General features: G+C 70.0%; 22 protein-coding genes. 11 read left to right on the forward strand and 11 right to left on the reverse strand.

Going from position 1 to position 22112, the window contains the following annotated elements; translation table 11 throughout:
* Positions 1-3: 3 nt before the first annotated feature.
* The 6 genes from LW587_RS16155 to LW587_RS16180 form a co-directional block, all read right to left on the reverse strand.
* On the reverse strand, positions 4-945 hold the full coding sequence (locus tag LW587_RS16155) for a prephenate/arogenate dehydrogenase family protein (RefSeq protein WP_232630617.1): 942 nt from the start codon (positions 943-945) through the stop codon (positions 4-6).
* Positions 942-2048 carry a histidinol-phosphate transaminase gene (gene hisC, locus LW587_RS16160; RefSeq protein WP_232630618.1) on the reverse strand — a complete coding sequence of 369 codons (1107 nt, stop codon included), beginning with the start codon at positions 2046-2048 and terminating at the stop codon, positions 942-944. The genes LW587_RS16155 and hisC overlap by 4 nt, the downstream gene beginning before the upstream one ends.
* Before the next feature lie 380 nt (positions 2049-2428).
* The gene (locus tag LW587_RS16165) at positions 2429-2872 is read right to left on the reverse strand and encodes a hypothetical protein (RefSeq protein ID WP_232630619.1); all 444 of its coding nucleotides are present in this window, start codon (positions 2870-2872) and stop codon (positions 2429-2431) included.
* A gap of 182 nt (positions 2873-3054) precedes the next feature.
* Positions 3055-3741: a carbonic anhydrase gene (locus tag LW587_RS16170; protein WP_232630620.1), complete on the reverse strand. Its 687-nt coding sequence runs from the start codon at positions 3739-3741 to the stop codon at positions 3055-3057.
* A 142-nt stretch (positions 3742-3883) separates the two neighbouring features.
* Complete coding sequence (locus LW587_RS16175; protein ID WP_232630621.1) at positions 3884-4399, reverse strand: NUDIX hydrolase; 516 nt, start codon at positions 4397-4399, stop codon at positions 3884-3886.
* 12 nt (positions 4400-4411) lie between these two features.
* The gene (locus LW587_RS16180) at positions 4412-5179 is read right to left on the reverse strand and encodes a DUF429 domain-containing protein (RefSeq protein WP_232630622.1); all 768 of its coding nucleotides are present in this window, start codon (positions 5177-5179) and stop codon (positions 4412-4414) included.
* Positions 5180-5294: 115 nt separating this feature from the next.
* Between LW587_RS16180 and dut the strand changes: the two genes are divergently transcribed.
* Both dut and LW587_RS16190 read left to right on the forward strand, forming a co-directional pair.
* A complete protein-coding gene (dut, locus tag LW587_RS16185) occupies positions 5295-5777 on the forward strand; it encodes a dUTP diphosphatase (RefSeq protein ID WP_232630623.1) in 483 nt (160 codons plus the stop codon).
* Positions 5778-5911: 134 nt separating this feature from the next.
* Complete coding sequence (locus LW587_RS16190) at positions 5912-6109, forward strand: hypothetical protein (protein WP_056240908.1); 198 nt, start codon at positions 5912-5914, stop codon at positions 6107-6109.
* A gap of 85 nt (positions 6110-6194) precedes the next feature.
* Here the strand turns inward: LW587_RS16190 and bfr are convergent, their stop codons facing one another.
* The 3 genes from bfr to LW587_RS16205 form a co-directional block, all read right to left on the reverse strand.
* Positions 6195-6692, reverse strand: a complete 498-nt coding sequence (bfr, locus tag LW587_RS16195) for a bacterioferritin (RefSeq protein WP_232630624.1) — start codon at positions 6690-6692, stop codon at positions 6195-6197.
* Positions 6693-6740: 48 nt separating this feature from the next.
* A complete protein-coding gene (locus LW587_RS16200; protein ID WP_232630625.1) occupies positions 6741-7016 on the reverse strand; it encodes a (2Fe-2S)-binding protein in 276 nt (91 codons plus the stop codon).
* A gap of 292 nt (positions 7017-7308) precedes the next feature.
* Entirely contained in the window at positions 7309-8172 is an 864-nt protein-coding gene (locus tag LW587_RS16205; protein WP_232630626.1) for a universal stress protein, read from the reverse strand.
* Positions 8173-8508: 336 nt separating this feature from the next.
* Between LW587_RS16205 and LW587_RS16210 the strand changes: the two genes are divergently transcribed.
* On the forward strand, positions 8509-9213 hold the full coding sequence (locus tag LW587_RS16210) for a DUF4142 domain-containing protein (RefSeq protein ID WP_232630627.1): 705 nt from the start codon (positions 8509-8511) through the stop codon (positions 9211-9213).
* A gap of 119 nt (positions 9214-9332) precedes the next feature.
* On the opposite strand, the gene LW587_RS16215 is transcribed toward LW587_RS16210, so the two are convergent.
* Positions 9333-10115 carry an FCD domain-containing protein gene (locus LW587_RS16215; RefSeq protein WP_232630628.1) on the reverse strand — a complete coding sequence of 261 codons (783 nt, stop codon included), beginning with the start codon at positions 10113-10115 and terminating at the stop codon, positions 9333-9335.
* 379 nt (positions 10116-10494) lie between these two features.
* Here LW587_RS16215 and LW587_RS16220 point away from each other — a divergent pair, with 379 nt between their 5' ends.
* The 5 genes from LW587_RS16220 (at position 10495) to LW587_RS16240 (ending at position 15477) form a co-directional block, all read left to right on the forward strand.
* The gene (locus LW587_RS16220) at positions 10495-12162 is read left to right on the forward strand and encodes an L-lactate permease (RefSeq protein WP_232630629.1); all 1668 of its coding nucleotides are present in this window, start codon (positions 10495-10497) and stop codon (positions 12160-12162) included.
* Positions 12163-12250: 88 nt separating this feature from the next.
* Positions 12251-13429 (forward strand): alpha-hydroxy acid oxidase, encoded by a 1179-nt coding sequence (locus LW587_RS16225; protein ID WP_232630630.1) that lies wholly within the window; start codon positions 12251-12253, stop codon positions 13427-13429.
* 132 nt (positions 13430-13561) lie between these two features.
* A complete protein-coding gene (locus LW587_RS16230) occupies positions 13562-13939 on the forward strand; it encodes an HNH endonuclease (RefSeq protein WP_232630631.1) in 378 nt (125 codons plus the stop codon).
* Between the two features lie 120 nt (positions 13940-14059).
* Positions 14060-15187 (forward strand): acyltransferase family protein, encoded by a 1128-nt coding sequence (locus LW587_RS16235; RefSeq protein WP_232630632.1) that lies wholly within the window; start codon positions 14060-14062, stop codon positions 15185-15187.
* Between the two features lie 83 nt (positions 15188-15270).
* The gene (locus LW587_RS16240; RefSeq protein ID WP_232630645.1) at positions 15271-15477 is read left to right on the forward strand and encodes a DUF3606 domain-containing protein; all 207 of its coding nucleotides are present in this window, start codon (positions 15271-15273) and stop codon (positions 15475-15477) included.
* Between the two features lie 24 nt (positions 15478-15501).
* Here LW587_RS16240 and LW587_RS16245 read toward each other — a convergent pair whose 3' ends face one another.
* Positions 15502-15906 (reverse strand): flagellar biosynthesis repressor FlbT, encoded by a 405-nt coding sequence (locus LW587_RS16245; protein ID WP_232630633.1) that lies wholly within the window; start codon positions 15904-15906, stop codon positions 15502-15504.
* Between the two features lie 206 nt (positions 15907-16112).
* Between LW587_RS16245 and LW587_RS16250 the strand changes: the two genes are divergently transcribed.
* From LW587_RS16250 to LW587_RS16260, 3 genes are all read left to right on the forward strand, one after another.
* Positions 16113-17300: a flagellin N-terminal helical domain-containing protein gene (locus LW587_RS16250; protein WP_232630634.1), complete on the forward strand. Its 1188-nt coding sequence runs from the start codon at positions 16113-16115 to the stop codon at positions 17298-17300.
* 235 nt (positions 17301-17535) lie between these two features.
* Positions 17536-18726, forward strand: coding sequence for a flagellin N-terminal helical domain-containing protein (locus LW587_RS16255; protein ID WP_232630635.1), 1191 nt, complete (start codon positions 17536-17538; stop codon positions 18724-18726).
* Positions 18727-18974: 248 nt separating this feature from the next.
* Complete coding sequence (locus tag LW587_RS16260; protein ID WP_232630636.1) at positions 18975-22058, forward strand: penicillin-binding protein 1A; 3084 nt, start codon at positions 18975-18977, stop codon at positions 22056-22058.
* Positions 22059-22112 lie beyond the last annotated feature (54 nt).

Consider the following 22112-nt stretch of genomic DNA (forward strand, 5'->3'; position numbering starts at 1 on the left):
CTCTCAGGCGCGGTCGGAAGCGGGCGGCGTCGCGCCCCGTGCGCGGCCGAAATCCGGCTCGGCGGTCTCCTGGCCCATGGCGACGATGCCGCGCCGGATCGCCCGGGTGCGGGTGAACAGATCGTGCAGGGCCTCGCCGTCGCCCCAGCGGATCGCCCGCGAAAGCGCGGAGAGATCCTCGTTGAACCGACCGAGCACCTCCAGCACCGCCTCGCGGTTGGTGAGGAAGATATCGCGCCACATGGTCGGGTCGGAGGCGGCGATGCGGGTGAAGTCGCGGAAGCCGCCCGCCGAGAACTTGATCACCTCCGACTGGGTCACCTCTTCGAGGTCGGCGGCCGTGCCGACGATGTTGTAGGCGATCAGGTGCGGCACGTGGCTGGTGATCGCCAGAACGAGGTCGTGATGCTCCGGCGTCATGGTCTCGACGATGGCGCCCAGCCCTTGCCAGAGCGCCTGCACCCGTTCGACCGCCGCCGGATCCGCATCCTCGGCCGGGGTCAGGATGCACCAGCGGTTCGTGAACAGGGTGGCGAAGCCCGAATCCGGCCCGGAATACTCGGTGCCGGCCACGGGATGGGCCGGGACGAAGACGTTCGTTTCCGACAGATGCGGCGTCACCGCCGCGACGACCGCCGCCTTGACCGAACCGACATCGGAGACGACCGCGCCGGGTTTGAGATGCGGCGCGATCTCGGCCGCGACCGTGCCGACGGCGCCGACGGGCACGCACAGGATGACGAGGTCGGCGCCCGCGACGCCCTCGGCCGGATCGCAGGTCGCGGTCTCGGCGAGGCCGAGTGCCCGCACCCGCTCGATCACCCCCGCGTCGCGGTCGATCGCCACGATCTCCCGGGCGAGCTCGTAGGTTCGGGCGCCGCGGGCGATCGAGGAGCCGATCAGGCCGAGACCGACGATGGCGAGGCGGTCCACCCCCCCTGTCACGCCCCAGCTCCGCCGAGGAACGCGGCCAAGGCGGCCACGAAGGCGCGGTTCGCCTCCTCGCTGCCGATGCTGACCCGGAGCGCGTCGGGCAGGCCGTAGGAGCTCACGCGGCGCACGATCACCCCGGCCTGGCTCAGATGGGCGTCCGCCTCCTCCGCCGTCCGGCCGGGAACGTTCGCGAAATGCACGAGCAGGAAGTTGCCGACGCTCGGCGTCACCGTGAGCCCGAGCGCCTCCAGCTCCCCGGTGAGCCACCCCATCCACATGTCGTTGTGGGCGACGGCCGCCGCGACATGGGCGTCGTCGGCGATGGCGGCGGCGCCCGCCGCGATGGCCCCGGCGGACACGTTGAAGGGCCCCCGGATCCGGTTGAGGGCGTCGACCACCTCGGCAGGCCCGACCATCCAGCCGATGCGCAGGGCGGCGAGACCGTGGATCTTCGAGAAGGTCCGGGTCATCACGACGTTCGGCGTCTCGAGCGCCATTTCGAGGCCGGCCGAGTAGTCGTTGGAGCGGACATACTCGGCATAGGCGCCGTCGAGGACGAGCAGCACATGGCCCGGCAGGCCCGCATGCAGGCGGCGCACCTCGTCGAAGGGCAGATAGGTGCCGGTCGGGTTGTTCGGATTGGCCAGGAAGACGATGCGGGTGCGCGGCGTCACCGCGGCAAGGATCGCATCCACATCCGCCGTGAGGCTCGTTTCGGGCGCCACGACCGGCGTTCCGCCCGCCGTCAGGATGGCGATGCGGTACACGAGAAAGCCGTGCTCGCAGTAGATGCCCTCGTCGCCAGGGCCGACGAAGGCCAGAGCCAGCAGGGTCAGCAATTCGTCCGAGCCCGCGCCGCAGACGATCCGGGCCGGATCCAGCCCGTAGCGGGCCCCGATCGCCGCGCGCAGATGCGTGGCGCTGCCGTCGGGATAGAGCGCGAGCGTGGCGGCTTCGGCCTGCAGCGCCGCGACGGCATGGGGGCTTGGGCCGAGCGGCGTCTCGTTGGACGACAGCTTGTGGATCTTGGCCACGCCCGGCGCGGCGCTCTTGCCCGGCACATAGGCATCGATGGCGAGCACGGTGGGACGGGGCACGGGACGGGTGGCAGGCATGGGATCTGGCATGGGGCAGTCGGAGCGGGAAGGCGTCGCCGTCCCTCTACAGCATTTCGGCCCCGGGGGGAGCCGTCACGGGCGCGCGTGCCGCCCCGGGACGGGCGCATGTTTCACGTGAAACATTTCGCTAACCCTGTCGGCGCCGACCCTTGAAACAGCGGCGCGGCAGCGCGCGGGGTCGAAAGCCCCGCCGCGCCCCGTCTTCCTCCACGCCCGGACCAGCACCCGGACCGGCTCCCATCCGGGCGGTTGCCCCGGCTGCGCGAGGGCGGCTCGGGGCAGTCCGACACCGCTAGCCCGCGCTCTTGCGTCTTGGGCTCAACGGCCTTGGGCTCAGGCGTCTCGGCCCAAGGCGTCTCGGCCCAAGGCGTCTTGGCCTAAGGCGTCTTGGCCTCAACCGGCTTCGTGCCCGGCGGCAGAAGGACGTTGCGGGCCACCGAACCCTCGGGGCCGTATTCGCCGGCCACCGCGAGGCAGGATTGCTCGCGATTGAGGTTCATCTGATTCGACATCAGCGTGAAGATCCCCATCACCCGATTGCCGAACGGACCGCGCGGGCTGACATCCTCCGGGCGAGCATTCTGCTTGGCGAGCAGCGCCTCGAACTCGGTGGTGCCGAGAGTGTAGCCGCAGACATTGACCGCCGCGTAGATATAGGCGGCGAATTCCACGGCCCGCGGGCTCGGCGCGTTGCGGATCGATCGCGGTTGGGGGGCCTCGCTCGGTGCGTCCTGAGCCGGCGGCCGGGCCGGCTCCTGCGCGGAGACCGAGGAGAGAAGGCCGCCGGCGAGCGCGGCGGCGAGAACGAGACGGGGGAGCATCGGGCGTTCCTCACAAGCACGGCTTCTGACGAGCCGCTTGGTTGAGGGGTCCGGATAGCCCGCCCTCCCCGCGCCTCCAAGGGCGATGGAGGCCGGCGGGCGACCCTGCGACCGTTCACCGCCCACCGGCTGTGCCGCGAGAGGCCTGTCAGGCGCTAAGCGATCTCGCGGCCCTCACGCTCTTAGGCCTCGGCACACTGGATCAGGGCGGAGGGCGCAAGGCTCTGCCCGTCGCGGGCGACGACCGAATGGAACTCGCCGGTCTTCGGATCGCGGATGCGCAGCTCGCCGGTGGCGATACCGAAATGAGCGCCGTGCAGATGCAGGCGCCCCGCCTCGACGGCCTCGCGCACGAAGCCGAAGGTCATGAGGTTCTCCAGGCTCTGGCCGATCATCGCGTATTCGAGCCGGGTGAGGTAATCCTCCTTGTCCTTGTGGTCGCCCGTGGCGGCGAGCTTCGTCTTCGCCGGCTCGACCAGAGAGACCCAGCGGCCGATGAAGTTGCCCGGAGACAGCGGGTCTGCGCCGTACCCGGCCGCTTTGATGCCGCCGCAGGTGGCGTGGCCCATCACGACGATATGCTTCACCTTGAGGGCCTGCACGGCGAATTCGATGGCCGAGGAGGTGCCGTGATAGCCGGTGTCGTCATCCTCGAAGGGCGGCACGATGTTGGCCACGTTGCGGATCGTGAAGATCTCGCCGGGCCCGGTGTCGAAGATCACTTCCGGGGCCACCCGGCTGTCGCAGCAGCCGATCAGCAGCACGTCCGGATCCTGGCCCCCGCCCAGGGTCTCGTACTTGCGGCGCTCGTTCGGCAGCCGCCCATTGAGGAAGGAAGTGTAGCCTTTCGTCAAAACCTCAGGAAACATCGTCTCGCTCTCCGGTTATCGTTGGGTGCGGCGTCGCACATGGGAGGCCGGCCGCGTCCCCCGGGAAGGCCGGACAGGGCCGCCATGGCGCACGCGGCACGGGCGGTGTGATCCCGTTTCCGGTCCCTGACCGGCGACGAGGTCAAGCATTGCGCCAGTTCAAGCGCACAGGTGTGGCCGGAACGTTTCCGGAGACGATTTGTTGCGCCAACGCGGCGAGTCCGGCCGGCTCGATCCGTTCCGCGCTCGCGGCGAGTGCGTCAAGGCACCACCAACGTGTTCCACGCACCGGATTGTCCTCGGTTTCGGCGAGGCGGTGGGTGTCGATCCGGTCGTCGGGCAGATGCACCACGAAGTAGCGCTCGCGGGCGAAGCGCGACGTGCGGAACAGGTGGAACGGACCGTCGCAGACCGCCACCAGGGGGCCGAGCGTCACGTCGGTGACGCCGATCTCCTCGGACAATTCCCGCCGGCAGGCCTCCTCGTGGCTCTCGCCGGGTTCGAGCCCGCCCCCGGGCATGAACCAGAATCCGCGCGCCTCGGGCTGCTGCGGATCGATCGGGCGCACGGATTCATACTCGATCAGGAGGAGGCGCCCGGCCGGGTCGAAGACGAGGGCACGGGCGATGTCGCGGATCGTCAGGTCTGAGTCGCTCATGCGCCCTGCCTATCAGCAAGGCGCGCCGGGTTCACGGGGGCCGTCGGCCACGAGCCCCCGGGCCGGCGCCCAGATCACGATGGGCAATCCATGGGCATCATGCTCGATCACGGGCGGCAGCGGCACGGCCCGCCCCTCCGCGATGTCGCGGGCGACCACCAAGGCGGCCATGGCGTCGAGATGGTCGTCGGTCGCCACGCCCCGCGGCGGTGCCGAGGCGACGAGGGCGGGCGGCAATCCCGCCACGGCGAGCAGGAGCCGCCGCTCGGCCGGTCCGCCCGCCTCGCGCTTGCGCCAGGACAGCGGCCGGTCGCCGTTCAGGCGGAAGAAGGCGACCTCCGGATGCACCTCGTGGACCCGCGCCCGGAAGGCCGGCTGCGCCCGCAGGAGCGCATCCACCTGCCGGATCGCCGGACAGATGTTCCAGCATTGCAGCGAGGGCGCGAAGGGCGGGTCGGACTGCGCCCGCGACAGGGCCTTCGCCGTCGCATAGTCCGCGGCCTCGACCGCGGCGCGCGGGGGCACCGGGAACACACTGTTGCGCCGCGCGCCGAGCAGGGCCCGCGCCGCCCGGTCGGCCGAACGGCCCTTGTCGAGGACGCGCTCCGGCAGGCCGATCGGCACATCGATGCCGACCACCTCCGGGGCCTCCACGGCTTCAAGGGCCTCGCGGACCTGGGCGAAGCGGGCGCTGCGCCAGCGGGTGGGATCGTCGCGATCCATCAGAACCGCGGCCCAGGCGCCCCGGCTGCCATCCAACCCCGCGATCCAGCGCGCCATCGATTCCCCCGGATTGCGCCTCGGCCGAGCTTCGCACAGAGTCGCGAACCGATCCGCACCACGCTCGACAGGAATCCGCACCGTGCCCGCTGATGGGGATTCTCCGCCGATCACGATGCGGCTCCGCCTTCTCGATCCGCGACTGCGCGGCTGGGGCTTTCCTCGCTGGGGCAGCCCGGGGGCGGCGGGGCTCGACCTGCATGCCTGCCTCGACGCGCCGCTCCTCTTGGAGCCTCAGGCGCCGCCCACCCTGATCCCCGCCGGCGTCTCGGTGCGAATCGGCGATCCGGCCTGGTGCGGGTTCGTCTTCCCCCGGTCCGGGCTCGGGCACCGGGAGGGGCTCGTCCTCGGCAACGGCACGGGGGTGATCGACGCGGATTACGAGGGGCCGCTCCTGATCTCCGCCTGGAACCGCAATCCGGCCGGGGCGGGAGCCGCGATCCGCATCGAGCCCGGCGAGCGCATCGCGCAACTCGTCTTCACCCGGGTGACCCGGCCGGACTTCGCGTGGATCGAAGGGGAAGCCGACCCCGATTCCGGCGCGGAGGCCGAGGGCTTGCGGGGACAGGGCGGCTTCGGCTCGACCGGCCGGCGGTGAGGCGCCCTCGGGGCTGCGCCACGACAGCACCCGCAACGGATAAGCTTGGCCTTAGAAAGGTTTGAGCGGGACGCGGCGCGAACCTTTTCCCGCCTCGCCCGTTGGTGGGGTCGAGCCCACCGGGACGAGACCTCATGGCTGCCCACGAAATCCTCGGCTATTTCGAGCACCGCACCGACGGCGCCTGGATCTGCGTGAAGCCTTTCACGCTCAACACCCGGTCGAGCCGGGTCGATATCCGCCGCGGCATGCGCTTCGAATACGGCCGTCGCGTCGGCGGCCTCGATCTGGCGGAATATCTCGAGCAGCTCGGCTCGCAATTCGGCTCCTGATCCGGACCGGCCTGTCCGGTCGAGCCCGTCGCCGCGGTGTATCCGGGCGCGAAGCCCGGATACCGGAGGTCTGAGCCGGACAGGCTCAGTCCTTTTCGGGCTCGATCTGCTGCAGCCCGCCGATGTGACGCTGGGCGTAGAGCGGCAGGCCGATCTGGCCGATCAGGTCCAGCTGCGTCTCGAGGAAGTCGATATGGCCCTCCTCGTCGGTGGCCAGCGCCTCGAACAGGATCTTGGTGACCCGGTCGTTGATGGAATCGCAGTACTTGGCCGCCTCGAGGTAGAGCGCCCGGGCCTCGTTCTCGGCCGCGAGATCGCACTCGATGATCTCCTGGACGTTCTGCCCGATCTTCAGCGGATCGAGTTCCTGGAGATTGGGAAAGCCGTCGAGGAACAGGATCCGATCGATGAACCGATCGGCGTGGTTCATCTCCTCGATCGATTCCTTGCGCCAGAACTTGGCGAGATCGACGTAACCCCAATCGTTCAGCAGGCGGAAATGGAGCCAGTACTGGCTGACGGCGGTCAGCTCGCTGCGCAGGCCCCTGTTCAGATATTCGATGACCTTCGCGTCGCCCTTCATCAGTCCAAACTCCTCTTGTGCGAGGCGTCGGGACGATAACGAACCGTCTCAGGCAGCGACGCCCTCGGGTTCCCTTGTAGTTTGGAATGATCCCAAACTGCAAGATGCCTCGCAGCCGCTGCCGCAGGCGTGGGACGCATGCCCCTCGGCCTCGGCCAGCGCATTGCGCAGGATGGACCGGATGGTCCGCGCGCAGCGCCCGCATTTCGCGCTGCAGCCGAGGCACCCATAGACCTGAGCCGGGGTGCGAGGACAACCCGGGCCCGCCTGCAGGCACGCGCGGACCTGACCGTCGGAGAGGACGTTACAAGAGCAGACGATCATGCGGTGAGTCGCAAACCTGTCGTGCCAGTGGGAGCGCCGGGGAACCCGCCGCGAGCCCGAAACCTTCCGATCATCCGGATCCGACCGTACCGCCAGAGGCAGAGCCGAGCGAACCCTCGCAGATTAGAATGATTGAAAAGTCCAAGCTTTTCAGGACTTTAGCGGTGGGTACGGCGTCTGGCAACTCCCCGCATGCCATATCGATCGCGCAAGGCATGATCGCGCACGTCCGGTCATCGCGCGGACGCGGCGAACGATCGTGGCGGGTCAAGGACTTGGCCGGGGTGGCGCCTCAATGCGCCATCAGAACCGGAACCGTCGCCTGCGACAGGATGTGGCTGGTCGGGCCGCCGAAGATCATCTGGCGCAGGCGGCTCTGGGTGTAGGCGCCCTTGATGATGAGATCGCAGCCGAAGCTCTCGGCGGTGTCGAGATAGAGTTCGCCCGGGGTCCGGCGCCCGGCCGGCAGGTCCTTGTGGGCGGCCTCGACCCCTTCGGCCGCCAACCCGCGGGCCACGTCCGCGGCGCTCGGCCCCGGCACCATGCCGCCCTCGGCGCTGAGAACCAGGGTGCGCCGGGCCCGGCGCAGGAAGGGCATCGCGAAGGCGACGGCCCGGGCGGTCTCGGTCGAGCCGTTCCAGGCGATCAGGATCGCCTCGCCGAGGCCCGATGGGGGCGCCGGCGGCGCCAGGATGATCGGGCGCCCGCTCTCGAACAGGGCGGTCTCGAAGGTGGTCATGCGCGGCGCCCCGTCGTCGGGGCCGGGCCGTCCCACCACGGTCGCGGAGAACAGGCGCGCATACTGGCCGAGGAAGGCGTCGCCCGGCGGGACGTCCGGCCGCCAGCGAAAGCGCGGGCCGGCCTGGGCCGCCGCGTGCGGCGCGCAGGTGGCGTCGAGGTCCCGCCGAGGCAGCCCGGCGGCTTCCATCGCGGCGATGAAGCGGGCGCCCGCATCCTGGGCCTCGGCCTGATCCGCCTCCTCGTCGCGCAGCCACGTCATGCCGCCGACCATGTCGACGGGGACGTACTCGGCCAAAGCCGGGCGCAGCGCGATCCCTTCGATCAGGCTCCCGAAACGGCGGGCCACGAGCACCGCCGTCTCGAAGACCGAGGGAAGCGCGTCGTGCAGGGTGACGGGAACGAGCAGGGTCTTCACGGCCGGCCTCCCTCGAACGCACCCGTGCGGGGCTGGGACGGGGGAGGCTAGTGCGAATCGATTCCCCAGAAAACCGCCTCCCTGGGTGCCCAACGGTCCCAGGTTCGCTCGTTCACGACTTTTTCCCATTCCCGGCCGGTCCGGCCCGAACGGAGCGCGGCACGGACGGCGCCCGGCGCATCGACCGTGGGAAGTCTATCGCAAGCACGGCCTCATGGTCCGGGAACCATGACGGACCGACAGGGTTGACGCGTCGAAGTCGATGTCGCCCCTCGACCGGTTGAGCCGGTGGCGAGGCTGCGACTTATGTCGATCTGTCTTGATTTGAGGTTAAGTATGCTGAAGAACTACGCTGTTGCGTCCGCTCTCGTCGCCGTCATGGCGACCCCCGCCTTCGCCCAGAGCACGGGCGATTTCCGGCTGGACGCGCTGCAGGCCAATTCCTTCGAGATTCAGTCCAGCCAGATCGCCCTGCAGAAGAGCCGCAACCCGGCGGTGCGCAGCTTCGCCAAGGAAGCGATCCGCGATCACCACGCCGCGGCCGTGGCGCTGACCGGCGGTGGTCGCGACGCGGTGGCCGGTGGCCCAGGTGGGCCGATCGGCGGCCTGCTCGAAGCGCCGCTTCAGGTGGCCGGTGGCGCGGTGGGTGCCGCCACGGGCGCTGCGGCGGGTGTCGTCGGCGGGACGCTGCAGGGCGGACCGGTCGGTGGCCTTGAAGGCGCGGGCGCGGGCGCCGCGCGCGGAGCCGCCGCCGGCAGCCGGGCCTTCGACGTGGACACCACCGCGGGCACGGGCCTCGGCGGTCGCCTGAGCCCGCAGCAGCAGCAGATGCTCGCCGAGCTCTCGGCCGCGCCGGCTGGCTCGCAATTCGACCGTCTCTACGGCCGTCAGCAGCTCCAGTCGCACCAGATGTCGCTCCAGATGCACCAGGCCTATGCCCAGTCCGGCCCGAACCCGGCGCTGCGCAACTACGCCCAGCAGGCCGTGCCGGTGCTGGAACAGCACTACGCGATGGCCCAGCGTCTGCCCGGCGCCCGGTAAGCGCCGACGGCCCGATCGATCAGGACGGGAAGGGGCGGGCCGGGAGGCCCGCCCCTTCCCGTTTGGGGGCCGCCGCCGTCCCTAAAACGGCCGAGCCCGACACCGATCGTCTCGGGCGCCTAACGCTCAGGCCTGCGCCGGGTCGAGACGTGGCCGCCATTCAGGCGGCGCAGGGAGACCTGGAGGCGCGCTTCCGAGGCCTTGATCTCGTTGAGGGCCCGGTGCGTGTAGTGGATATGCGCCTCCGCGGCTTGGCCGGCCGCCTCGACATCGCCCGCCATCACGCCGTCGTAGATCGCCCGATGCTGGGCGTACAATTGATCGCGCGTCTCCGGACGGGTGAACAACTTCTCCCGGTTCTCGATCACCCCCTGCCGCAGCATGCCCGACAGGGCGCGCATGGTGTGCAGGACGACGAGGTTGTGGCTCGCCTCGTACACCGCGATGTGCAGGTCGACATCCGCTTCCGCCTCCTCGCGCTGGACGCCGTCCCCGTGGGCGCGCTCGATGCGCTCCATGCAGGTGGTGAGCCGCGCCCGATCCACGGCGTTGGCGCGCTCGGCGGCGAGGCGGGCCGCCATCCGCTCCGTCGTCGCCCGGAACTCGAGATAATCGTCGACGACCTCCGCGTGGGAGGCGATGAGCGCGATCAGCGGATCGGTGATCTCGCGCCCGAGGGAGGCGACCGAGCGCCCGGCCGGCGTCGAAACCAGCAGGCCCTCCTCCTCGAGGATCTTGATCCCCTGCCGCAGAGTCGGGCGCGACACGTTGAGCTGTGCGGCGAGGTCGCGCTCGGGAATCAGCAGATCGCCCGGGCTGAGGGCCCCTTCGAGGATCAGGTCCTTGAGATGGCGGGCCGTGCTCTCGGCGACGCTCCCGCCCTTGATCGGGTCCTGCTCCATCGCCCACCCCCGCTGGAGCCTCGCCCGGGACACGGCATCCGGAGCGAGGCGTCACGTCACTGCGTCACGATTCGATCGTCCGAACCGGCCGCAGCCTTCCCGGCGGGCCGTGCCGGCCCATGGAGGGCTCGGTCGGCGCCGCCTTCCTTCACGATCGACCGTAGGACTGTAGTGTGGGCAATCGCCATTTCCAATTGACGCGTCTGGTAAAATCATTTTACCAGAATATCGCCTTCGGTTCGTGAACAGGACCGGGGCGATCCGCACGGCAGAGGGCACGGCCTCTGCCCCGGACGCGTACGCCACGCGTCCAGGGCGACGCGAAAGGCTGCCCAGCGTCCAAGCGCGGATCATTCGCATACGATGGGAGGATCACGCCGTGAGCTGGAGCCAAGTTTACGACCCGCTGGGGAGCCCGTTCTGGTCGACGGCCCTCGCGGCCTTGCCGATCGTGGTGCTGTTGGGCGGCATCGGCCTCCTGCACATGAAGGCGCATACGGCCGCCCTCCTCGGCCTCGTGGTGGCCCTGGCGGTGGCGGTGGTCGGGTTCGGCATGCCCGCCCGGATGGCCGGGGCCACGGCGGTCTACGGCGCCGCCTTCGGCCTCCTGCCGATCGGCTGGATCATCCTGAACGTGATCTTCCTGTACCGCCTGACCGAGCGGACCGGGCAGTTCGACATCCTGCGCGACTCGATCGCCGGGATCACCCCGGACCGGCGGCTGCAGCTCCTGTTCATCGCCTTCTCGTTCGGGGCCTTCTTCGAGGGCGCGGCGGGCTTCGGCACGCCGGTGGCCGTGACCGCCGCCATGCTGATGGGCCTCGGCTTCACGCCCCTGGCGGCGGCCGGCCTGTCCCTGATCGCCAACACCGCCCCGGTGGCCTACGGCGCCTTGGGCGCCCCCGTCATTGCCCTCTCGGCGGTCACCGGGCTCGACCTGCTCGAGCTCTCGGCGATGATCGGGCGCCAGCTCCCGTTCTTCTCCGTCCTCGTGCCGTTCTGGCTGATCTGGGCCTTTGCCGGCCGCAAGGGCATGCTGGAGGTATGGCCGGCCCTGCTCGTCGCCGGTCTCTCCTTCGCGATCCCGCAATACCTCGTCTCGAACTTCCACGGCCCCTGGCTCGTGGACGTGGTCGCGGCGATCTGCTCGATGGGCGCGCTCGCGGGCTTCCTGCGAGTCTGGCAGCCGGCCCGGATCTGGACCGCCACCGATCTCGACGCGCCATCGACCGCGGCCGTGATGCGCACGACCCACCGCCCCGCCGTGGTCTTCCGGGCCTGGATGCCCTGGCTGATCCTGTCGGTCTTCGTCTTCGCCTGGGGCACGCCGCAGTTCCGCGCCTGGCTCGATTCGATCTGGGTCTGGCGGATGCCGGTGCCCTCCCTGCACGGCCTCGTGCAGAAGATGCCGCCCGTCGTGGCCAAGCCCGTCAGCGAGGCCGCGATCTACACGCTCAACCTGCTTTCGGCGACGGGGACCGGGATCCTGCTCGCGGCGATCGTCGGCGGCCTGATCCTCGGCTTCACCCCGGTCCGGCTGCTGCGCGAGTACGGGCGCACCGCCTACGCCGTCCGCTATTCCCTGGTGACGATCGCGGCCATGCTGGCCCTGGGCTACGTGACCAAATATTCGGGCACCGACGCCACCCTGGGCCTCGCCTTCGCCCAGACCGGCTTCATCTATCCCTTCTTCGGCGCCATGCTGGGTTGGCTCGGCGTCGCCCTGACGGGCTCGGACACGGCGTCGAACGTGCTGTTCGGCGGCTTGCAGAAGATCACGGCGGAGCAACTCGGCCTGTCGCCGACGTTGATGGCCGCAGCGAACTCGTCCGGCGGCGTGATGGGCAAGATGATCGACGCCCAGTCGATCGTCGTCGCCTCCACGGCGACGCAATGGTACGGCGGCGAGGCGAAGATTCTTCGCTACGTCTTCTTCCACTCGATCGCGCTTGCTGGCCTCGTCGGCGTGCTGGTGATGCTGCAGGCCTACGTGCCGCCCTTCACCGCCATGGTGCCGGCGATGCCGGTGCCGGCGGTCGCACCTTAAGGCTCGCCGGGCCGGGGGCGCTCACCCGCCCCCGGCCTCTCCCCTGTCCGATCCGGGGAGGGCGCCCGCGCGCCCTCGGAGACCCGACATGCGATTGACCCACTGCCACAACTTCCACGATTTCCGCCGCCTGGCGCGCAAGCGCCTGCCGGGGCCGATCTTCGATTACATCGACGGCGCCGCCGACGACGAGGTCACCCACCGGGCCAACACCTCGGCCTTCGCGTCCTACGATCTCGTGCCCAACGTGCTGCGCGGCGTCGGCGCGGTCGACATGTCCGTGACGGTGATGGGCCAGAGGCTCGCCTTGCCGGTCTATTGCTCGCCCACGGCCCTGCAGCGGCTGTTCCACCACGAGGGCGAGCGCGCCGTCGCCGCCGCGGCGGGCAAGTACGGCACGATGTTCGGCGTCTCCTCGCTCGGCACCGTGAGCCTGGAAGAGGCGCGCCGCATCAGCGGCGCCCCGCAGGTCTACCAGTTCTACTTCCACAAGGATCGCGGCCTGAACCGGGCGATGATGGACCGCGCCAAGGGGGCCGGCATCGAGGTCATGATGCTGACCGTCGACAGCATCACCGGGGGCAACCGCGAGCGCGACAAGCGCACGGGCTTCTCGATCCCGTTCCGGCTCACCCTGCCGGGCATGCTGCAATTCGCCATGAAGCCCGCCTGGGGGATCAACTACCTGACCCATGAGCGCTTCAAGCTGCCGCAGCTCGACGGTCACGTCGACATGGGCGGCGGCGCGCTCTCGATCAGCCGCTACTTCACCGAGATGCTCGATCCCGCCCTGTCGTGGGACGACGTCGCGGCGATGGTGCGGGAATGGGGCGGCCAGTTCTGCCTCAAGGGCGTGATGTCGGTGGAGGATGCCCGGCGGGCGGTCGAGATCGGCTGCACCGGCATCGTGCTGTCCAATCACGGCGGCCGGCAGCTCGACGGTTCGCGCACGGGCTTCGACCAGCTCGCGGAGATCGTCGATGCGGTGGGCGACCGGATCGACGTGATCATGGATGGCGGCGTCCAGCGCGGCACGCATGTGCTGAAGGCCCTGTCCCTCGGGGCGAAGGCGGTCGGCCTCGGTCGCTACTACCTGTTCCCCCTCGCGGCGGCCGGACAGGCGGGCGTCGAGCGCGCGCTGGGGCTGATGCGAACCGAGATCGAGCGGGACATGCGGCTGATGGGATGCGCCTCCATCGACCAGCTCACGCGGGCCAACCTGCGCGCCCTCGGATCGACGCGGCCGATCGCGCCCCTCCCGGTGTGACCGGCCCGAATCGGAGCCGTCGGGGCGACTGGTCCCGGCCTGCGGCCACGCGGCCGTCGGCGGGCCCGTCCCGGCCCGTTGCCGAGCCCTCGATCGCGTCCCAGATGGAGGCGATCAGGGAGGGAGGGGCGCGTGGTGGGACGGCGGGTCCGGCGCTGGCGCGACGACGATCCGGACACCCACGGGCCCGGCCCGGCGGTCCTGCCGGTCTGTCCCCTGTGCGCGCGTCCGATCCCGCGTCACGCCCGCCAGAGCCTCCACCATCTCACACCGAAGCTGAAAGGTGGGGCCCGGGGCGCGACGGTGCGTCTGCACCAGATCTGCCATTCGGCGATCCACGCTCGCTACAGCGAGGCCGAAATCGCCCGGCGCCTCTCGGAGGTCGAGGCGCTGCGGACCGACCCCGAGATCGCGCGCTTCCTGGACTGGGTGCGGGGCAAGCCCGACGATTTCCACGCGCCGACCCGGCAGACCCGCGCGCGGCGCGGCGAGGGCCGGGCCCCGCGGTGAGGCCGTTTCCCGTTCGTTAACCGCCCGGCGCGCTTTCCCGCATCCATGGAGGCCGGCTTAACCCCTCGCCGCCAGGCTCGGTGCCCGATCGCCCGATCCTCAGGAGGCCCGCGGATTCCCATGGCTGGCGCCACGCACCCACTCCGCCCGCATCCCGAGGAGGCGGCCCGCCTCGCCTGGGTCGATGTCGCCAAGGGCCTGTGCATCGTCCTCGTGGTGATGATGCACTCGACGCTCGGCACCGGCGAGGCGCTCGGCGGCGAGGGCTTCATGCACACCGTCGTGGCCTTCGCCAAGCCGTTCCGGATTCCCGACTTCTTCCTGCTGTCCGGCCTCTTCCTCGGCCGCGTGATCGACCGCGACTGGCGCCTGTTCGCCGACCGGCGCGTGGTCCACTTCGCCTATTTCTACGTCCTGTGGGTGGTGATCCAGTCGGTGTTCAAGGCGGGGCTGATCACCGCCGACGCGATCGGCACGGGGGGCAAGCTCGCGGCCTTCGGCCTCCACCTCGCCGAGGCGCTGGTGGTGCCCTATTCGACGCTGTGGTTCGTCTACATGCTCGCCGTGTTCTCGGTGGTGACGAAGCTGCTGCATCGGCGGGTGCCCCCGCTCGTCCTGCTCGCCGGCGCCGCCCTGCTCCAGATGATGCCGGGGGGCCACCTGCCGCTTCTCCTCGAGGAGTTCTGTGGCCGCTACGTCTACTTCCTCGGCGGCTATTTCTTCGCCGGCTGGATCTTCCGGTTCGCCGACCGGGTCCGGGCGCGCGCCGGCCTCGCTTTGGCCGGGCTCGCCGCCTGGGCGGTCATCGAGGCGGTGCTGGTCTTCGCGCCGACCGGGCTCGACGCCCACCCCTCCGCGGCGGACCTGCCGGGGGTCAGCCTCGCCCTCGGGACGGTCGGGGCGCTGGCGATCGTCGCCTTCGCGAGCCTGATGAGCCGGGCGGGCGGGCCCGTGACGGCGGCCTTGCGCACCTGCGGCCAGAACTCCATCGTGATCTATCTCGGCTTCTTCCTGCCGATGGCCCTGACCCGGACGGCGATCGCGAAATCCGGGCTGGCCATCGATATCGGCGTGGCGAGCCTCGTCGTCACGGGCGTGGCCGTGCTTGTGCCGCTCGCCTTCGAGCGGCGGGTGCGGGGCACGCGCCTGGACGTCCTGTTCCGCCGTCCCGCCGCCTTCCACATCGCACCGGAGGCGGTCCGTTCGCCCGCCCTCCGGCCCGTCCCAGCCACGCCGCAACAGGCTTGAGACCGGGAACCCGCGCCTGCCCCCCGGCGGTTTCCCCCCGGATGCCCCCCGGTCCCCGGGTGGGCGACACGGAGCGGACGGGCATGGCGGACGAGGGCAGCGGCGGGGCGAGCGGCGATCCCGCCGTGGTGGTTCTGGAGGCGCCGCGCGACCGGGCCTACTGGGCGCGCCGCTTCGAGGTGCCGGTCGAGCAGGTCCAGGCGGCCGTGGCGGCGGTGGGCTCCGATCCCGCCCGCGTCGCGGATCATCTCGGCAAGCCCTGGCCCTACGAGGCGAGCGGCATCGTCTGATAGGCGCCGTCGGACCGTGACCCGCTACGTTTCCCCTCGCGCGGGATCGAGCCGCTGCTGCAGGCTGCGCTCGTAGGCGATGAGATCGCGTCCGCGCTTGATCGCCCGGTGGAACTGCCGGGCGGCCAGTTCGTCCTGGATCGCCAGGATATAGGGGGCCATGCTCGGCGCCGCCTCCAGCATCTGGTTCGCCTGGCGCACGAAAAGGTCGTCGGCCTCGAGCGGATTGTCGGCGAGATAGATCAACTGGAGCGTGACGCAGAGCCGCTTGGCGGCCGTGTCGGCCTCCGTCTCGAAGATGATCTCGCTCTCGCGCAGGAACTTGCACTGGTTCTCGATCATGAAGACCGAGCGGCGGTCGCCGTTGCGGATCAGGGCGCCGTTGATGATCAGCCGCTCGTTGGGCTTGAGTTCGATGCGGAGCGGCATGGTTAGCGATTCCTTGATCGGTCGGTGTGTCGGGTGGGGACTGACATTCGCTTAACCATCACGAGAGAACCTTGGGATCGACTTGACGGAGCCGGGCGGATCCCGGCGAATTCTTGGTCTCGATTAAGATCTCGGCAAGACTGGAAGGCGAGGGTTCGGGACGCCGCCAAAACGACGGCTTCGAGACCCAATAGGATCGTCCCCCGATGTCCGGCATCACGCTCTCCGCCGCCACCCGCCAGAACCTGCTCTCGCTGCAGGACACCGCCAGCCTCACCTCGACGACGCAGAACCGCCTCGCGACGGGCCTGAAGGTTTCCTCGGCGCTCGACAGCCCGGTCAACTTCTTCACCGCGCAGTCCCTGTCCAACCGCTCCTCCGACCTCGGCGGCCTTCTCGACTCGATCTCGAACGGCGTCCAGGCGGTCCAGGCGGCCAACCAGGGCATCACCTCGATCCAGAAGCTGATCGACTCGGCCAAATCCACTGCCAACCAGGCGCTCTCGACCCAGCTGACCACCACCGGCACCGCCTCGACCGCCTTCGACTCGACTGCCGCCAGCACGGTCACCCTCTACGTCAACGGCGAGGAGAAGACCGCCAACATCGCCGCCAACGACTCGATCGACACCGCGATCAGTGCGCTGAACACCTCGGCGGGCGCGACGATGTTCTCGAAGGACACGAGCGGCAAGAAGATCGTGCTGAACGCCAGCTCCGACGTGGAGTTCAAGACCGCGGCCGACCAGACCGCCCTCGGCTTCGCCGCGGGTGCGACGACCACGGCCGACACCTACGGCACCGGCAAGGACACGATCAGCAAGAGCGCCGACCTGACGGTCGCCGGCGTCGAGGCCCGTTCCAAGCTTGCCGACCAGTTCAACAGCCTGCTGACGCAGATCACGCAGCTGGCCAAGGATTCGAGCTTCAACGGCGTCAACCTGATCTCGAACGGCGATGCCTCGAACAAGCTGCACATCGCCTTCAACGAGAAGGACACCTCCAACCTCGACATCCAGGGTCAGGACCTCACCTCCGACGGTCTCGACCTGAAGGCGATCGAGGCGAATTCGGGCGCGACGGCGAACGGCCAGGGCAAGTTCCTGCTCGACACCGACATCAAGACGACGCTCTCGAGCCTTTCGGCGGCCTCCGACACCCTGCGCTCGGCGAGCTCGACCTTCGGCTCGAACCTCTCGGTCGTGCAGAACCGTCAGACCTTCTCGAAGAACCTGATCAACGTTCTCGATCAGGGCGCCGGCAACCTGACCAACGCCGACCTCAACGTCGAGGCGGCGAACTCGCAGGCGCTGTCGACCCGCCAGTCGCTGGGCATTTCGGCCCTGTCGCTCGCCAACCAGGCCCAGCAGAGCATCCTTCAGCTGCTCCGCTAAGGCCGCCCGGATCCGCCGCGCCCGCCGCGCCCGCCGCGCCCGGCGCGGCGGATCGAGGTTCTGGTGCCACCGCTGTCCTGAAACAATACGGCCGGAGCCTCGCTCCGGCCGTTTTTTTGGATCCGGAACGAAGAAGTTGGCGCAGGCGAATTCATTGTTAACCCTACGGAAACCGGAACCATGCTGAATTAACCCTAATGCCGGTTAGGCATGCGCTTTGAACGGGTAGCCAGTCATGTCGTCCAGCGTCACACTCTCCGCCGCCACACGTCAGAACCTGCTCTCGCTGCAGGACACCGCCAGCCTCACCTCGGCGACGCAGAATCGCCTCGCGACGGGCCTGAAGGTTTCCTCGGCGCTCGACAACCCGGTCAACTTCTTCACCGCGCAATCCTTCACCAGTCGCTCGGGCGATCTGGGCGCGCTGCTCGACTCGATCTCGAACGGCGTTCAGACGGTCCAGGCGGCCAACCAGGGCATCACCTCGATCCAGAAGCTGATCGACTCGGCCAAATCCACCGCCAACCAGGCGCTCTCGACCCAGCTGACCACCACGGGCACCGCCTCGACCGCCTTCGACTCGACTGCCGCCAGCACGGTCACCTTCTACGTCAACGGCGAGGAGAAGACCGCCAACATCGCCGCCGCCGACTCGATCGACACCGCGATCAGCGCGCTGAACACCTCGGCGGGCGCGACGATGTTCTCGAAGGACACGAGCGGCAAGAAGATCGTGCTGAACGCCAGCTCCGACGTGGAGTTCAAGACCGCGGCCGACCAGACCGCCCTCGGCTTCGCCGCGGGCGCCACGACCACGGCCGACACCTACGGCACCGGCAAGGACACGATCAGCAAGAGCGCCGACCTGACGGTGGCCGGCGTCGAGGGCCGCGCCAAGCTCGCCGACCAGTTCAACAGCCTGCTGACGCAGATCACGCAGCTGGCCAAGGATTCGAGCTTCAACGGCATCAACCTGATCTCGAACGGCGATCCGTCCAACAAGCTGCACATCGCCTTCAACGAGAAGGACACCGCCAACCTCGACATCCAGGGCCAGGACCTCACCTCCGACGGCCTCGGCCTCGACGCGATCGGCCCCAGCTCCGGCGCGACGGTGAACGGCCAGGGCAAGTTCCTGCTCGACACCGACATCAAGGCGACGATCTCGAGCCTGGGCGGGGCCTCCGACACCCTGCGCTCGGCGAGCTCGACCTTCGGCTCGAACCTCTCGGTCGTGCAGAACCGTCAGGACTTCACCAAGCGCCTCGTCAACATCCTCGACACCGGCGCCGCCAACCTGACCAACGCCGACCTCAACGAGGAAGCGGCGAACTCGCAGGCGCTGTCGACCCGACAGTCGCTGGGCATTTCGGCCCTGTCGCTCGCCAACCAGGCCCAGCAGGGCATCCTCCAGCTCCTGCGCTGACGCCGCGCGCCCGGCGCTCCGGCCGGGCCACGCGACGTCGCCCCGCCTGCGGGCCCGCGCCGCGCGCGCGACCCGCCGCGGATCCGGACGCGCCGTGTCCCTCCCCCGTTCCGCTCCGGTGCCCGCCGCCCGGCGCATGGCCGGGACGCTCCGGGCGAAGCCCTCCCGTCCACAAATCAGCCGCGTTGTGCGCGGCTTAATCGGGGGCACGGGCGTTGAGGTCCGTCGTGGGGTGACCCGAACGCTCGATGAACGCCATCCTGATCAAGCTGTTCGCGACCGCGCTGACGCTCAGTCAGGTCACGACGCGGCCCGACGCCGTGCGGACGCAGTTCGACCCCGCCAAGGACGGCGCGACGGTCGTGGCGATCCTGCGCGACGGCTGCGCCCATATGCGCAAGAGCTTCGACATCGAGGACATCAACCTCGACGAACTGATCACCACCGCCATGGAGGATCCGAGCGCGGTGGCGGGCGACAACGCGCCCAAGATCCTGCACGGGCTCGACCTCTCCGAGCTGAACACGAGCTACAAGCAGTTCTGCAAGGGTGAGAACCCGGCGAACTCGCCCTTCGACGCGGGCGCCGTGATCGCCTTCTACAACAACGCCGTGCGCGACCTGCCCTCGGCCGAGGCGCTGCGCGACATCAAGCTGCCGAGCGCCAGCGTGATCCTGGATTCGGCGGGCCAGCCCTATTCCGAAACCTTCGAGCCCAACGGGCGACGCCTCATCGTGGCGATCGATCGGGTGCCCGACCTCGTCCGACAAGCCTTCGTCGCGGCCGAGGACAAGCGTTTCTACAGCCATCACGGCATCGACGAGCGTGGGGTGATCCGCGCCTTCGTCGGCAACCTCGCCTCGCCGGGCCGGCCGGCGGGCGGCTCGACCATCACCCAGCAGGTGGTCAAGAACCTCTCGGTCGGCGACGACGTCACCTACGAGCGCAAGATCCGCGAGATGATCGTGGCCTCGCGCCTGGAGCGGTTGCAGACCAAGCCGCAGATCCTCGGGCTCTACCTCAACGGCATCTATCTGGGACGGGGCGCCTACGGCATCGAGATGGCGGCCCGCTCCTGGTTCGGGAAGTCGGTCGGGCAGCTGACTGTGCCGGAGGCGGCCCTGCTCGCGGGCCTGCCGAAGGGCCCCAATTATTACAGCCCGGACCGCTACCCCGACCGTGCCCGGGAGCGCCGCGCCTACGTCCTGACCCGGATGAAGGAGGAGGGCGCGATTACCGAGGACCAGATGAACGCGGCGCTCCGCAGCGACCTTGGCATCCGGCCGCCGGAGTCGAGCCGCCGCGATTCCGGGTTCTACCTCGTCGATCACGTCGCCCGCGAGTCGCGCACCTTCGCCGGGCTCGAATCGCTGACGAGCGCCTCCTACACGGTGCGGGCGACGGTGAATGCCGGCCTGCAGAGCGCGCTGGAGGGCGCCTTGCAGGAGGGGCTCTCGACCTATGAGCGCGGCACCGGCCGGGCCCGCTACGAGGGGCCGGAGCTCAATCTGGCCGAGACGATCAAGCGCCTCGAGGCCGCCGCGCCGGCGCCCGCGCCCGAAGCGCCGGCCGCGGCGCCCCTCGCGGTCCCTCCCGCCGTCCCCCCCGCCGTCCCCTTGCCCAGGGGCGTGAGGGCGGCCAAGGCCCTGCCGGTGCCCGCCCGTCCGCCGGCCCCGAAGCCCGCGTGGCAGCGGGCGCTGGAGAGCGCGCGGGCGCCCCTCTACGATCTGCGCTGGCCGCTCGCGGTGGTGCTCCAGGCCGGCAAGAACGGGGTGAAGGTCGGCCTGCCCGACGGGCGCGTCGCGAGCCTCGATCCCGGCCCCGCGCGCGGCAAGCTCCAGCTCCACGACGCGGTGCGGGTGCGCCTGCGCGAGGGTAAGGGCAGCCTCCGCGCCGACCTGCGCGTGCGCCCCTCGGTCCAGGGCGCCGCCATCGTCCTGGAGAACCGGACCGGACGCATCCTGGCGATGAGCGGGGGCTTCTCCTATCCCCTGAGCCAGCTCAACCGGGTGACGCAAACCGTGCGGCAGCCGGGCTCGACCCTGAAGCCGCTGACCTACCTCGCCGCGCTGAACGCCGGCCTCCAGCCCAACACCCTGGTGATGGACGCCCCCGTGACGCTGCCGCCCATCGGCGGCATCGGTGCCTCGTGGTCGCCCAAGAACTACGACGGCGGCGGCTCGGGGGCGACGACGATCCGGCGCGGCCTCGAATTCTCGAAGAACCTCGTCACCGCCCGCCTGCTGGAGGGCGGCATCGCGCGCGATGCGCCCCAGAGCCTGCAGCGGGTCTGCGACATCGCCCTCGAAGCCCAGCTCTATGCCGAGTGCGAGCGCTACTATCCCTTCGTGCTCGGCGCGCAAGCCGTGCGGATGATCGATCTGGCGAGCTTCTACGCCGCCATCGCCAACGAGGGGGCGCGGCCGAGCGCCTACGCGCTGGAATCGATCGAGCGCGACGGCACGCCGGTCTACACGCGCCCCGTCAAGGCCCCGGTGCGGATCGGCTCCGCCGACCGCGTCGCCTTCTACCAGCTCAAGACCATGCTCCAGGGCGTGACCCAGCACGGCACCGCCGCCGCGCTCGCCGGCATCTCCGCCTACGTCGCCGGCAAGACCGGCACCTCGGAGAACGAGAACGACGCGTGGTTCGCCGGCTTCACCAACGAGATCACGGTCGTGGTCTGGGCCGGCTACGACAACGCCGACGGCGTGCGCAAGACGCTCGGCCGCGGCCAGACCGGCGGCCATGTCGCGGTGCCGATCGCCCGCGCGATCGTCCAGGCCGCCTGGGCCAACGGCGTGCCGCGCACGCCCCTCGCGCCCCCCTCGCCCGAGGCCAAGGCCCTGATCGCCGACCTGCCGATCGAACCCCGCAGCGGCCAACGGGTCGCGGGCGGCGGCTTCATCGAGCATTTCCGCCTCAAGGACGGGCGCGTGCCCGACACGCAATTCGCGCTGGTGCCCCGCGAGACCCTCTACGCCATGCGGCCGGACGCCGAGGACGGCGATGGCGGGACTGCCGAGGATGGGGCGGACGTGGCCGGCGACATTCTCGGCAACATGATGGGCGGCGGCCGGCGCGGCAGCGACGACCCCTTCGGTGGTCAGGCCCGCACCGCCGATCCCCGAGGCGCGGATTCTCGCAGTGCCGATCCTTGGGGCCTGCGCCGCGACCGGCGCGAGGAGCCGAGCCCCTGGCCCGGCCGCGACCGCTACGGGCAGGTGAATCCCTCCCCGTTCGGCTCGCCCTTCGAGGACGAGCCCGAGCCGCGCACCCGCCAGCGCCGCCGCGATCCCGACTACCTGTTCGGCGACGACCCGCGCTACTGAGGGCCGCTCATCGAACGCCCGCCCCGCGGGCCGCGCCCGGACCGAGAACGACCG

Origin of the sequence: Methylobacterium sp. Leaf118 (assembly GCF_920984675.1) — a bacterium.
GTDB lineage: Bacteria > Pseudomonadota > Alphaproteobacteria > Rhizobiales > Beijerinckiaceae > Methylobacterium.